Origin of the sequence: Roseateles sp., from assembly GCF_039595595.1 — a bacterium.
Classification (GTDB): domain Bacteria; phylum Pseudomonadota; class Gammaproteobacteria; order Burkholderiales; family Burkholderiaceae_C; genus Roseateles.
Genome location: NZ_JBCNLG010000004.1, coordinates 196,488 through 210,817, shown reverse-complemented (window position 1 = coordinate 210,817; position 14,330 = coordinate 196,488). Strand labels below are relative to the sequence as shown.

At 69.3% G+C, this 14,330-nt stretch carries 4 protein-coding genes; 1 reads left to right on the top strand and 3 read right to left on the bottom strand.

What is annotated here, in order from left to right; all coding sequences use genetic code 11:
- Window positions 1-121: 121 nt before the first annotated feature.
- Window positions 122-11,656, top strand: coding sequence for a C80 family cysteine peptidase (locus ABDW61_RS08000; protein WP_343637907.1), 11,535 nt, complete (start codon window positions 122-124; stop codon window positions 11,654-11,656).
- A gap of 98 nt (window positions 11,657-11,754) precedes the next feature.
- On the opposite strand, the gene ABDW61_RS07995 is transcribed toward ABDW61_RS08000, so the two are convergent.
- From ABDW61_RS07995 to ABDW61_RS07985, 3 genes are all read right to left on the bottom strand, one after another.
- Window positions 11,755-12,528 carry a class II aldolase/adducin family protein gene (locus tag ABDW61_RS07995; protein ID WP_343637906.1) on the bottom strand — a complete coding sequence of 258 codons (774 nt, stop codon included), beginning with the start codon at window positions 12,526-12,528 and terminating at the stop codon, window positions 11,755-11,757.
- 87 nt (window positions 12,529-12,615) lie between these two features.
- Window positions 12,616-13,497: a nucleotidyl transferase AbiEii/AbiGii toxin family protein gene (locus tag ABDW61_RS07990; RefSeq protein WP_343637905.1), complete on the bottom strand. Its 882-nt coding sequence runs from the start codon at window positions 13,495-13,497 to the stop codon at window positions 12,616-12,618.
- A complete protein-coding gene (locus ABDW61_RS07985) occupies window positions 13,494-14,315 on the bottom strand; it encodes a type IV toxin-antitoxin system AbiEi family antitoxin (RefSeq protein ID WP_343637904.1) in 822 nt (273 codons plus the stop codon). The genes ABDW61_RS07990 and ABDW61_RS07985 overlap by 4 nt, the downstream gene beginning before the upstream one ends.
- Window positions 14,316-14,330: the final 15 nt, after the last annotated feature.

The window sequence follows — 14,330 nt, the reverse complement described above, 5'->3', positions numbered from 1 at the left end:
CGGCGTCCGGCGATTCAGGCGACACCGCATCCGGGGGCGATGCAGGATGTCGAGGGAAGCGATCTCGCCCGAGGGGTGGCAGGCGCACTGAGGCCGCTCCATCCACCTCTCCCGCTTCGCCATGGCCATCCCTCAATCCGCCGTCCCGCCCCTCCCGCCATCCGGCGCAGCCCTGGCCGCCGGCCCGGGCAGCCCCACGCGCGGCGCCGCCATCGCCACCCTGTTGGAGGAGGTGACCCGCGCCTGGCCCGCGGGCGCCTCGATGGACGCCGCGCTCCGGTCCTCGCTGCTGGCGGAGTTCAGCCGGGAGCCGCTCGGCGACATCGACGCGACGCTCGACGGCGGCGCGCTCCGAAGCCTCGCGGCGCACTACTTCAACGCCGTGCTCGACGGGTCCCCCGCCGAACTGTTGAAGGTGCATGAGACCCTGGTCGCGGCCGAGCAGGGCCAACACGCGCCAGAGGTGGTCGGTGATCGCGCGCTCGAGGCGTTCGAGCAACTGCGCGACATCGCGGATCGGGTGCTCCTGCGCCAGGACAACGCCGCGGGGGCCGTTCACGCCGCCCTGGGCCGCGCGATGGCGCGCGTCTTCGCTGACGCGCTGCGCTCGCTTGGGCCGGGCCGTCCCTTCACCATCCAGCTGGATGAGATCGTCGATGCGATGCGTCCCGACGTCGATCCGGCATCGCGGATGCATGCCGGCCTGCTGCTCGCGGCCACCGACCGGCTGGCGCTGCTGTCGTCGGCCGGCGTGATCGGACCGCTGCGATTCGCCGCGCAGGCGCCTGCGGACGAGTTCGACGCCGATTGGATCCGGGAGACGGACGGCAGTTATCTGGCTCCCCAGGACGATGCGCTCCTGGCCCTGACGGAGCTCCAGTTCGATCCGGCCTCCGGCCGCGTCCGCGACGTGCTGGAAGAGCTGCGCGGTCCCTGGGATTCTCTGGCCGGCAGCGCCGGCGCGTTCGCGCCGGCGGATGAAGCGGCGGGCTCGACATTCAATCGCGTGGAGACATTCGCGGACGCCGTCCTCGATGACATTGCCCAGTGCAATGGAAGGCCGGCCGCGGCATGGGAACGGTACTTCGGCGCGCCGTCATGGCAGAACCGGATGCAGGAAGCCCAACTGCTGATCGACGCGCTGAATCAGGGCCCGGACAGCGGACATCCGATCGCCGCGGCCCTGAAAAGCCTCATGGCCACGTTCCCCGGGCGCCTGAGCGAGAACCTGGCGCTCCTGCCCACTGTGGAACGCCCTCCCTCGTTGACGAGTCCCATGACGCCGGAGCAGCGGGCCACGGCGATCGCGGCCGCGCTGCTGGCGGACACCGCCGGCTGGCCGCTCGTCACCCCCGACGCGGACCGCATCCGCGAGCGCGTGCTTCCCGGGCTCCGAAACGCCGCGGCGACGGAGCTCCGAATCGTGCCCGCGGCGCCGCGCGAGGCGGCGCTTGGCCACATGCTCGATGCCCTGCTGAACGGCTCCCTGATGAGCAACCGCGACGCCTATCTGACGCTGCTCGACGCGGTGGACCCCGAGCGGCTCCGCACCCCGGCCAGACTGAACGGCACCGCGCTCGTGTTCAGGCGGCTCCGGGGGCTCGTCTGGGACGGGATCGCCGCGGCCGTGCCGGAGTACCCCGCCAACACCGCCCACGCGCTGGCCGGACTCTTCGAGGCTGCCGTCGTCGCAGCGCCGGGCCAGATGCTCAAGCTGGACTTCGACGGGCTCGAGTTCTCCGGGCAGGACAGCCACCTGCCTTCGACGCAGGCCTCCCTGGGCGTGCGCTTCGAGCTCTACGACACCCTGACGTCGCTCAGCCGCGACGGGGTGATCGGGCCGGTGAGATGGGTCACCCGGAAGCAGCGCCCCGGCACGGACTGGATCCCGTCCGGCGATGAATTCCAAAGCGCTTCGGACATGAGAGTCCTGCGCGCGCACTGGCGCTTCGAGCCGCACGCCGGCTTCCTGGAGCTGACAAGCGCCCGCAGCTTCGATCGCGCGCCGGTCGCTCCCGCCGCTCCGCGGCGATCCGGCGCCTCCCCGGAGCACCTGGCGCAGCATGCCGGCAACGTCGACATGGTGTGCGCGATGCTGCAGCGGGTCCTCGACGGGTGGCGCGATCCCGCCGCAACCGGCGCCGCGGCGGCGGGACCGGATCCTCTCCCCCCGCCGCGGTCCGGCGACAGCCAGGGCACCGTGAAGGACAGGTCCCGCGCCATCGGGCGCAGCGTCGCGCAGGCGATCCGGGAGGCCTCGGTGGCCGCCCTGCGCCGGACCTATGACATGACCATGGATCTGATCCGCGCCACCCGCGATGGCGCGATGGATCCGGCTGTGGCGCGGGCGATGGCCGCCGAAGAGTTCCGTCGCATCGTGCGCCGGGCGGAGACGCTCATCGCCGCCCGCGCTGACGGCGACAGCCGCCACGTCCGCGGACGCGTGCTCGCCTCGTTCTTCGCGGACCTGTTGATCTCGGCCACGCATCGCGACACCCCGCTGACGCTGGACGTCGAACAGATGAGGGACGCCATCGAGCGCCACTATGCCCGCAGCGCCCGGGCGACGGCCTATGCAGGGCTGGTGGTGTCCATGCGCGACCAGCTCGCGCTGATGACGCGCGCCGGGGTGATCGGCCCGGTCGCGTACGCCGCCCGGCGGGTGCCGCACAACGACGGAGCACACGGCTGGACCTTCGACGCGCCCAGCTCGACATGGCGCACATCGCGCGATCTGCTGGCGGAGCGCTGGCGCAACGTCGGCTTCGATCCGTCCAGCAGCGAGATCCTCGTGCTTCGCCGCGACGATCTGAGCGGGCCCTGGCGGGACTACATCGCGGATCTTGACAGCCAGGCCTTCGACGGCGCCGACGATGAAGCCGTCCAGAGCCTGGAGGACTGGGCCACCGAGACGGAGGAAGCGCTGAACGCGCTGCTCGACAAGCCGCTCGCCGAGCGCGCGGCCGGCATGAGCGATGAGGCGTGGCGCGGCCGGATCGACGCGGCGGAGAAGCTGCGTGACAGGATCAAGGCCAGTGGCGTCAGCGAGAAGGTGGCCGACTTCGCCGACGCTCTGGTGACGATGGTGACGGCAGCGGGCAGGAACGCCCGGACGCCGGCCTTCCAGTCGGTCTTTGGACGCGGCACCGTGCCGGAAGGCATGCCGCCTGTGGACGCCGGCACGGTGCTCGATCCCTCCCCCGCTGCCGTACAGCCGCCTGCGCCTGAGGAGCGCGCGCGGCCCCGTCCCGCGCTGGCGCCTCGCGACAGCGATGCGCTCGTCGCGCGCGCCCTGGTGGCGGGACGCTTGGAGCTCAACGCCCGCGGGTTTCAGCAACATGCGCGCAGGCGCCTGTCGCCGGACTACGCCGATCAACTCCTCAAGCGGATGCAGCCGCAACTGGACGAGACGGGGCGGCGAGCGGCCCTGGAGTACCTCAAGGAGAACAGGGAATCCCTGATCGCGCTGCGCCATGTCCGGACGCAGTTCATCCGTCCGTTCGACCTGTTGACGCTCCATGAAACCCTGCTCGGCCTGCGCAGGCTGCTGGATCGTCAGCCGGGCGCGGCGGCCTCGCCCGGCACCTGGACGCCGGGCGACACCTTGCGTTTCATGCAGGACGAGGACCCGACGAGCTGGTCCGGGCTCCGCGACAGCCCGGGCTCCCCCAAGCGCGAAAGCGCCGAACTGCTGCTGATGGCACTCGACTCGGCCGACCGCAAGACGCCGATCACCTTCGACGTCGAGCGCATCCGCGGCTGGTTCAAGGGCACCTCGCCCGAGGCGCAGGCGCTCACCGCGCACTTCCTGCAGCTCTTCCCCGTCCTGGAATCCTTGTCGGGCGAGGGGCTGATCGGCCCGCTCCGGTCCCACGCTCCCGACCCCCAGTCCGTGCGTGAGCAACTGGACCCCGACCGGCCGCCAAACCTGGCCTGGGCGACCCCGCTGCGGGCCACGCCGGACATGCCGCTGCCGGGGTGGGAGGCGCGTCAGCTGATGCTCGATCCGCCCGGCGGACGCACCTCGTTCAATCCCTCCAATGGCGAGATTCTGCTGAAGCGGACCATCCGGCAGAACATTCGCAACCCCCGCTACCTTGCCGCGCAAGTGTCGGATGCCTTGGGCCAGTTCTCCCAGGACTACGCGGTCGAGGTCGATGAGTGGCTGCTGCGCTGGAGCGAGAAGCCCGATGGCACGCAGGTCCCGGTCACGGGTTTCCCGCGGCGCTTGCGCGTGGATGCCACTGGCATCCACGTGCGCGACTCGGACGAACCCACCCAGGAGATCCAGGTGGCCGAGCGACAGGCCGACGGCCGGCTGCGAGACATCCCGGCGGCCAGGCGTCTGGTCCGGACATTCCTGGACCGGGTCGTCGTCGACAAGCCTGCCGAGCGTCCGGTGCACGAGTGGCGCAACGCGCTCACACCCGCCCATGAGCATCATGAGGCGTGGCTGAAGGCGCGCCAGGCGATCCTGACGCCCGGCGAACCTCCCGCCAAGCGGCCGCGCATGGAAGCGCAGTACTGGGAAAACAAGCTGCTGCGGATCGTGCTGCAGCTGGACGACTCACCGGCCGCCTTCGAGGCCAGCCTGCGATTCGCGACCAAGTACCAGGGTCGTGTCGCCTGGATCCAGCACGATGCTGACGGCGGGCGCAGGGTCCTGGCAGGCGCGGATCTGCTGGAGAAGGAGCCGGCCGCACCGCTCAAGCTCGTGATCATCGGGAAGTCCTCCCTGGACGCGATGCATCGGCCCTTGCTGAGCGGCCGCACGAGCACGGAACTGGGGCGGCTGGCCGGCGCCGAGCCCAGCCTGGCCGGGCACTTCAGCCGCTTGCGGTTCGTCACGCTGCTGTCCTGCGCGCTGGAGAGCCCGTTCGCCGCCGGGCACTACGGCGACAGCTTCATCAGGAGCCTTTATCTGAATCGATCGACCGGATCGACCGGATCCAACGAGCGCCCGGCCAGGCTGCCGTCGATCCGTGTCACCAGCTACGCCAGACCGGTCCTGTTCCCTGATGACGAGCCGGCCTCCACCAAGCGCTTCACGCGGGAATGGCCGGGCGGCCCGCGGCTGCACCGGGCCAGCGAGACGACCTTCATCACGAAGGGCTCGCACCAGACGGAGAACAGGATCAAGGACAAGTACCCCGCGGGACCCAGGCACGTCCTGGATGGCACCACGGACCCGGACACGCAGTACGACGCCTCCGCGCTGGACGTCCGGGAGGACGACACCGCCGACCACGTCGACACCGTCCTCGAGGACCTGTTCGACGCCTACGAGCCCGCGCTCGACGGCGAGCCCTCCGAGGCGCTCAAGGAGCTGTTCACCGACGGGGCCGGCCGCATCGACGACGCGCGGCTGCAACGCGTCGCCGGGGATCTGACCGAGGAACTGCAACTGCGGTCCGACATCGGGCAGGCACTGCGCGATCAGGCGCAGCAGCCGGCATCGACGGCGATCGCCGCGCATGAGTTGATCGACGACTCGCTGGCGGGGCTCGCGCTGACGCTGGACGGGGTGGCACTGCCGGCCGAGTTCCTCGCGTCGCTGGGCGCGCGCCTGGACGGTCAGCCGCTCACCGCCGATTCGCTGCGTCTGGCCACTGCCAACGGGCACACCGATCTGAGCGGCCGCGTCCAGCTCGACCCCGCGCGCTTCGAGCAACTGCTGCCGCTGCTGCCGGAAGGCGAGGACAGCGCCGCGCGGCTGGTCGCGCTCCAGGCCTGGCTCAGGGCCCGGCAGGCGAAGACCGGCGAGCACAAGCCCCTGTTCCACGGCACCGCCTCCAGCCGCGCCGGCGACCTGGTCGCATGGCTGACAGCCGTCGCGGACGGAGGGCCGGATGCAGCGCCGGGCGACACCACGCCATTGGCCGCGGTCAGCGAGCCCGGCGCTGTCGAGCCGCAGGCCCCGGAGGCCGGGGGCACCGACACGGGCGAGACGGGCGAGACGGGCGAGACGGGCGACACGGGCGACACGGGCGAGACGGACGAAACGGGCGACACACCGCAGGAGCGCGAGCTCAAGGACATCGTGCGCGACGCGAAGGATCCGCTCGAGCTCGGCAGGCTCTCGCGCATGACGTCCGCGCAGGCCCTGAGCGAATTGCACGCCAGCGGCGCGCTGGAGATCAACGCCAACGGTACGATCCGGCTCGACGAATCGCATCTGGCGACGCTCATCGCCGGCGCGGACGACGCCGCGCTGATGCGCGTGAGCACGGCGCTTCTGCAGCTCCCCGAGCCGCTGCTGGACGATCTGCACGCGGACTCGTCCGCGCGCGGCAGGAGCCTGCTCGACAAGGTCCGCCAGGTCCGCGCCGAAGGCGTCTCGCGGTCCTCGGGCACCGCTTGGCAGGCCGTCGGCGGCCACGCCTTCGGCTGGGCCAACACCGTCGTCGGCGCCTTCCAGATCGCCCAGGGCTGGCGCCATATGGACGCGGCGCAGAAGTGGCTCTCCGTCGCCCAGATCAGCGGCATCGTCACCACGCCGCTCACGGTCAAGGTCGGAGAGTGGCTCCAGAGCTGGGCCGATGACCTCAAGGCGGTGGCCGCCGAGTCCCGCCCCAGCGCGTTGGCCGGCGCGGCCTTCTCGCGCCTGGGGACGGTGCTGATGGCCGGCTCGCTCGACGTGGGTCTGGCCAGCCTGGGCGTATTGATGTGCGGCCTGCAATGGCGGGACTTCTGGAAGTCCGGCCAGCCGGTGGGCGGCTACGCCTACAAAAGCCTGGTGGCCAATACCACCGTGGCGGCCGTGTTCCTGCTGCACTCGCTGGTGAGCACGGGCATCAACCTGGCGGTCCTGGCCGCCGGCGGCGCCGAGGCCGTCGCGGGCACGCTGCTGGGCGCCGCGGCCGGCGTGATGAGTGCCGCGGCCATTCCCTTCGCCGTCGCGGCCGTCGCCGTCGCCGGTGCGGTCAACTGCTTCCTGTGGGCCGAGGAGTACGCCGGCTACATCGATCCGTCCACGCCCTGGGGCGAGGTGGTCAAGGGGACGCTGGCCAAGATGTTCGGTTTCGAGACCGACACGTTCAGGCATGCCGAGGTGGCCAAGACCGCCCACGACGCGGCGAAGGCGCGCGCTGATTTCCTGGTGAGGCAGCGGCAGGAGTACCTGGCGTTCCGGGGGAAGCAGCTCGCCAAGACCGGCCGTTACGGCACCATCCTGTATCCCAAGGTGGACCAGAAGGTCTGGCCCGCCACCTTCCGCGTCCCCGATGGGGATCCCCCGTTCGCCTTTGTCCTTCAGGACGATCCCGCGCGTGTCCTGCAGGACTGGGAGCGCCGGCGCGTGCCGTCGAGCCCGGCGGCCGCCTCCGGCACCGCCTGGCTCAGCCTGCGCGGCCTGTCCTGGCCCACCCTGCCCGCGGCCGCCGGTGCGCAGCTGTTCGAGCTCCAGGGCGTGGAGGGCGATTTCGCGGGCGGCGAGGAAGCCGACGTCTTCCTGCTCGATGGGCAGTCTTTCGTTCATGTCGACGGACGGAGGGGCACCGATGAACTGGTGCTCGATGCGAGCTCGCGTCACCTGAAGATGATTCCCGCAAAGGAACAGGCCGGACTGCTGTACACGATGTCCCGCACGGGGGCGGGATTCACCGGGGCGCACTATGCCGCGCTGACGGACGTCGAGTCCATCACCGTGCGCGATGCCGAGTCGGCGCACGTCACGGGCGGCGCCGGCGACGAGCGCTTCGATGTCTCGGGCCTGCAGACCGACATCGCCGGCGGCGGCGGCCGCAATACCTACGTGCTGCGCCCGGGCAACCGCATCGTCAGCAGCTCCAGCGATGCCGCCATCTGGTCGCGCGGCGTCAGCGCCACGATCGACTTCGATGGCAAGCCCGCCGACACCCCGCTGATGCTGCGGACCGATGTCCTGCACGAGTCGCTCAGCTTCCGCCGCGAAGGCACGACGCTGTTCATCGGCAACGGCGCGGATACGCTGACGCTGCTGGACTTCTTCGTCTCATCCAACGCCACGTCCAAGGGGCCGCGAAGGCTCTTCATCGTCGACGCCGTCGGCACGCATCTGACGCTCGCCGACCCACGCCGGCTCGAGGGCGCAATGCGCGGCAGCGACTCGGTCGACAAGCATCTGTCCTTCGATGCCTCGACGCCCGAGCCGCGCCGCGCCCTTACCGGCGACCATGCCTTCACGCGCCACCATCTGCTGTCGGGGAGCGGCGATTTCCGCCTCGCGCCGCGGACCCTGATGCCGATGGACGTCACGCTGGACATCGAGATCGCGCGGCTGCGCTACGAGCGCAAGGGCGACGACCTCATCCTCATCGAGTCGCCGCCAGCGGATGCGCCCGCGGACTTCAAGCCGCTGCGACTGACACTGCCTGGCTACGCGAAACGGGACTGGTCCGCCTCGCACGGGCAGTTGTCCCTCTGGGCCCGCGGCGCCACGAACGAGACGGCCGCGGTCAAGCTGGCGCATCCCGCGCCCGCAGATCCCGACGAAGGCGCGATGCGGCGCGCGGCGCCTGCCGCCGGGGCCCCTGTTCAAGCGCCTGCTCGAGCGTCTGTTCATGCACCTGCGCAGGTCCCCGTCCACGATGCCGGCGATGCCGGCGATGTCCTCGAGGCATCGACCGCCGCGCCGGTCTTGAGCCGCAAGAGCGCCGCGAAGGTCTACACCGCCGATGACGACCGCCCGGTGCAAGCCACCGCGCCAGGCGTCCATATCGTCGAGTCCGGACCGGGCGCGCCGTGGTCGCCGGCCACACCGCGCGTGATCCACGTGCGGCCAGGCGCAACGGCGCACATGAGGGGCCGGTCCCTGGAGGTCACCGCCGGCGAAGGCGCCGACCGGACCACGGTCCACGTGCTCGACTACTTCCGCGCACCGGGGCATTTCAGGTTCGAGCCGCTGAGCGACGAGACCGCCTGGATCATGAAGCAGCTCACTCACGAGCACTCACCCCCGCTGCTGCCGGAGAACTTCCGCGACTTCTGGCTGCACATCTACCGCGATCTCGACGCCGACCCCTGGATCGCGCCGCTGCTGCATGGCGCCGGCATCAAGGACCCCGCGATGGTGAAGGCGGTGTCGGGGATCTCCACCGATCTGCGGCGGGACACGACGCTCAGGTTCGAGCCTTCCAAGGGCACCGCGGCCGAGCACGCCGCCAAGGGGAGCCCGCCGCGCTGGAACCGCCCGGTGAGCACGGCGGTGTCACGGATGTCCATCGATCCGCAGGAGCGTTCGCCGGCCCAGGGCGCGCCCTCGGAGGACATCGCGCATGACCTCGCCGCCGTGCGGACCTATCTGCGCCTGAAGGGCCTGAGCGCGGAGGTCGCGAACGCCGTGCAATCGACCACCACGCACCAGTTGCGCCGTGTGCATCGTCTGCTCGCGGCCGCCTCGGATGGACGCACGGCGCTGCCCGCCGCCTTCATCGACGCCTACGCCGCCAGCAGCGTGGACACGCCGCTCAACGCCTCGCATCACGGCGCGCTGATCAGGTCGCTCGCCGCGCGCGCCCTGCCCTGGGACTATGTCGAGGCGGTCCTGAAGCACGGCCTGTCGAGCCAGGCGCTCCTGGCCTTCGAGGCCTGGGCCAGCCAGCATGCCCAAGGCGGCCTGGCCGGCGCGCATGCGATCCGCGCCATGGAGGAGTTCGATCGCCTGCTGGACGGCCGCCACGGCGCGGACGCCGCGATCACGCCGGACACCCGCGCCCTGCTGACGATCGCGCTGCGGCTTGACGGCCGGCCCGACGATGTGATCGAAGCCCTGGCCGAGGCGATGGTGGCCGTCACGCTGGACAGGGACTGGGTCGACGGCATGCTGCGCGCGGGCGTCAACGACCTCGACCAGCTCAAGCGGCTGCACGCCGCCAAGGTCTCGGTGCAGGACCTGGTGATCGGCAATGCCAACCGGCATCTGTACGAGGGCGACGGCGACCGCTCCGCGGTGATCGAGGTCAGCACCTGCGACCTCTTCAGGCAGCCACCGAACTCGCTCGCACGCTACCTCGTCAAGAACTACCTCAAGTTCGACTATGACGGCAAGATCGAACTCAACGATCCGACGCCACGGCCCGGCGTCACGTACCACCTCCTTCCGGGTCAGGTCGTGGACGCGAACGGGCTGTCGCCGGATCCCGCCGCGGCCAACAACGACCGGTACGAGACCATCCAGCGGCTGACCGACGCGTTCAATCGCAAGGAAGGGCTGGATGACCCCTACAAGCACTGGACCAAGGAGGCGCGCGAGTACGTCGAGCGCCACCGCGACTCCTATGTGAAAAAGCACACGCCCCCGTTGTCCTCGGTCGTCCAGATGTTCAATCAGGGGCTGGTCGGCATCGAACGTCTCGGAGCGGGGGGCGCCTGGTTCGGACGCAGCACGCCAGGCAACCTGGTCGACGGATCGACGCTGCCGGACGAGGTGACGGCCTGGCGCCCTTTCTTCACGCTCTCCAAGGACGACGGAACAGGCGTACGCCGCGCGCCGCCCCTGTTCAACTACGAAGACCCCGCCTCCCCCGTCTTCATCCGCTTCGACTTCCAGCACGCCATCGCGCTGACCGAGATCAGGCTCCAACTCAAGCTGCGGCCCGACCCGAGCGAGACCAAGGCGGATCCGCACTCGATGAATCAGGGGCGGCTGAAGGTCCAGGCGCTGACCGCCGAGGATCAATGGATCGACGTCTCGCCCGACCTCTTCTTCGAGAACGTGGACGCCACGCTGATCTGGAAGGTCAACACCCAGGGGGCTCCCCATCGCGCCTATCGGCTCATGGGTGCAGGCGGTGGCATGCCAACGGAGGCCTGGTTCACCGAGGTGACCTTCGAGACCGCCGAGGTCGGCATCGAAGGGCCGATCGCGCCGCCCGAGGGCACCAGCACCGCTTCGCAACGGATGAGGGCCATCGCATCGAGACTGCCGGTGCTTGAATCTGCGCTGATCCGGCCCGAGACACTTGAACCCCTGCGCTCGCACGTCGCCGCCTTGGTGCTCGACACCTTTGGCCTGGCGGGTGGCCAGCCGCTGCCCGATTACGTCCCGCAGCACTTCCTGGACGCGGCGCTGGGCCGGACCGAGTCGTTGATGTTGGCGTTCAACTGCCTCACATCGGAGGGTTTCAAGCGGGAGGGCCCGACCGCTGGACGCCTCGCTCAATTCGCAGTCCTGGGGCCGCCCAGGCGACCGGCGGCGCTCGCATACGAGGACCAGACGGTCGTCGGGGTGCTGAGCGTCCATGAGCGCCTCATCGACGCGCTCTTCGACCGCTTCGCCAAGGGCCAGGACCCCATTCAGGCGCTGAAGGCCACAGTGCCCCTGTACCTGAATCTCCTGGCGCTCAAGGCCGCTGCGAATTGGCAGCCGCTGCAGCTGCGGATGCCTGCGGGGGATACGAGCGAAGGCAAGGTCGTCCTGGACCTCATGAACCGCGCGCTCGGTGCGCTGCAGCCGCTGGAGAACGCCAAGCTCCTGGACCTGCGCACGGTGGTCGCGCCCGCGCCGCTCGTCAGCGGGACCGCCAGCGGCCAGGCCGCGAATCGCTGGGCTGCGCTGCTGACCCAGGCGATGGCGTCGGTGGACGATGCGGGCGCGCCGGCCTCATCGCGGGGCATGGCCCTCGTCGACGGGTGGACCGGCCCGCGGCAGGCCCCGTTCGTGCCCAACGACGACTGACGCGCGCCCGTCCGGCCGGCCGCCATCAACAGCCGGCCATCACCAACCCGCCATCACCAACCCGCCAGCACCTCCTCCGCCAGCCCGAAGGCCGTGCCTCAGGTCTCGAACCCGGCGCACTGCCGGCGGGCCTGTCTCAGCAGCGCCGGCCACACGAAGGCGCCCCCCAATCCGCCGGTCTGCACGCGCATCGACTCGGCGGTGCCGCGGATGATCGCGTCATCGACCGGCGTCAGCGCGGCGCCCCCAGCTTGCGCGGCGATCTGGATCTGGCAGGCGCTCTCGAAGGTGTACATCGACAGGAAGGCATCGCCGATGGTCCGCCCCACGGTCAGCAGGCCGTGATTGCGCAGGCAGTAGAAGATCTTGTCGCCGAGATCGTTCTGCAGCCGCGGCTGCTCGTCGGGACGGATCGCGACGCCCTCGTAGTCGTGGTACGCCAGCGAGGCCAGCACGAAGGTCGATTGCTGCGAGATCGGCAGCACCCCGCCCTGCTGCGCCGACACCGCGACGCCGGCCCGCGTATGCGTGTGCAGCACGCAGCCCACATCAGGCCGGGCCGCGTGGATCGCGGCATGGATGATGAAGCCGGCCTGGTTCACCGGGAACGGCGTGTCCTGCAGTTTGTTGCCCTGCGCGTCGACCTTGATCAGGCTGGAGGCCGTGATCTCGTCGAACATCAGCCCATAGGGGTTGATGAGGAACTCGTGCGCCTCGCCGGGCAGGCGCGCGCTGATGTGCGTGAAGATCAGGTCGCTCCAGCCGTAGCGCGCCACCAGCCGGTAGCAGGCGGCGAGGTCCACGCGCAGCTGCCATTCAGCGTCGCTGACCTGGCCCTTGAGCGAAGGGATGTGGGCGGTGATGTCGTCCATGAACGCGTCTCCTGGTCGCGCCGGGCCATCGCGCGGGCCCGGTCCGCCGCGGATCGTCCCCCCGGAGCGCGGGAGTGGCTGTCGCGTTCAGGACAGGGCCGTCGGCGATAGAAGGCCGGGGAACTTCTTCTCCCGCAGTTCGTCGAGCACCTTGGAGGTCAGCTTCCATCCGTCGCCAGGCAGACGCTGGATCAGTTGACGCCAGACGTTCTCGAAGGCGATGAGCGCATCGGACTCGTCGAAGCGCACACCTGCCGGCAGCAGCGGTCCGATGTCGTCTGTCAGGCTCGCCACGAGTCGCTTGAGCATGCGCTCCTCGGCCTGTGCCCGGGTGATCGAAATGCCTTCCAGCCTCAGGTAGTGATCGAACGCCGCCAGCACTCGGTCTGGGTCGAGTCCGAGCGCATCGAGTCCGTGGTGCAGATCGAAGAGGTCCCGATTCTTCCGTCGCTGAAGCAGCGCGCGAAGCTTTGTTCCGAACAGCTCCTCCGGGGCGAACGTCGTGATCTCGCACGCTCCGTTGTACCAGCCGCTGTCCACCTTGAAAGGCATCTCGCGCAGACCCATCAGATGAGCATGCTCCCGAGTGTTCATCTCCACCTTCAGCTGAAGCCGCTCATCCGGTGCCACTTCGGGGCTGAACCGATACATGAGATGCATCGAGTGTCCGGCGATCTTCCGCGAGGGCGTTCCGAGCCACGACAGCGCCTCGCGAATCGCATCGAGCGTCGGACCGATGGGTTCGGCCCTGGTCTGCACGAGATCGATGTCTTCCGAGTAGCGCAGCGGTTGAGGGAACAACAGCTTGTTGATCGCCGTCCCGCCCCGGAAGGCGATCCGATCCTTCAAGGCCGGCGCATTGAACAGGTCGCACAGAGCGCGGCAGATGAGCAGATCCTGCTCCACCTGCCGCTCTTCCATCCAGGGCGCGACATTCACCCAGGTTTCGAGGTAGGTCCGAGGAATCAAAGGTCTATCTCCACCTCCCCGTTCAAGAGGAGTTTCCATCTGGTATCGGTCTCGAAATCCTCCGCCAGCGAGGTGATGATCGGCTTGGCGGACGGATCCAGCAAAGCCACCGTCTTCGCCCGCTCCGCAAAGACCTCCAGGGCCTTCGCCTGCCTCACGTGGTGAAAGTGCTCGAGAAGAAATCCAAGTCGTCGCACGCACGGTGTCTCGTAATGGGCTGCCAACTCCGACAAGCGCCTTGGAACAGCCTTGTCGCCGAAGGTCATCACCATCTGCGCAACACCATTGATGCCGCCCGCCTTCGCTGAATAGCGGACCGAATCGAGGAGGGTCAATTCGACGCCCGCGGTTTTCGCGAAGCCAGCCCTCGACTTGATGTTTGTCAGAAATTCGCGCTGATTCACCGCAAGGAAGGCCGCCGCGGCCTGCGTGAGGAACTGAATCCTGATGCGGCCGATCTCGAAGCCGCGCAACTGCTTGGGAACAATCACTTGGAAGACCATCGCGGCCTGGTGTGACGAGCCATGAAGCGCTGCTGCACGGAACAGCGATACGCGGTAGTCGAGGTCCAGGTGCTCCATCAGAGGACCGATCCATTGCGCAGGATCAGGTGCGCCATAGGCGACGTCTTCCGGTCGAAGGACGACATAGAAGCCCTTGTAGACGTTGACGATGCGTCGCCGTTGTCCCAGTCGCACCAGCGCAGTGTCGAGTCCGGACCGCGTCAGCGGCAGCATGGCCTCGGCGTCCTCGCGGGAGAACGTCGAGCGACCATTCATCAGCAACTCATCGACGAAACGCTCAAGGGTGGAAGGCATTCCCAAACCATATGC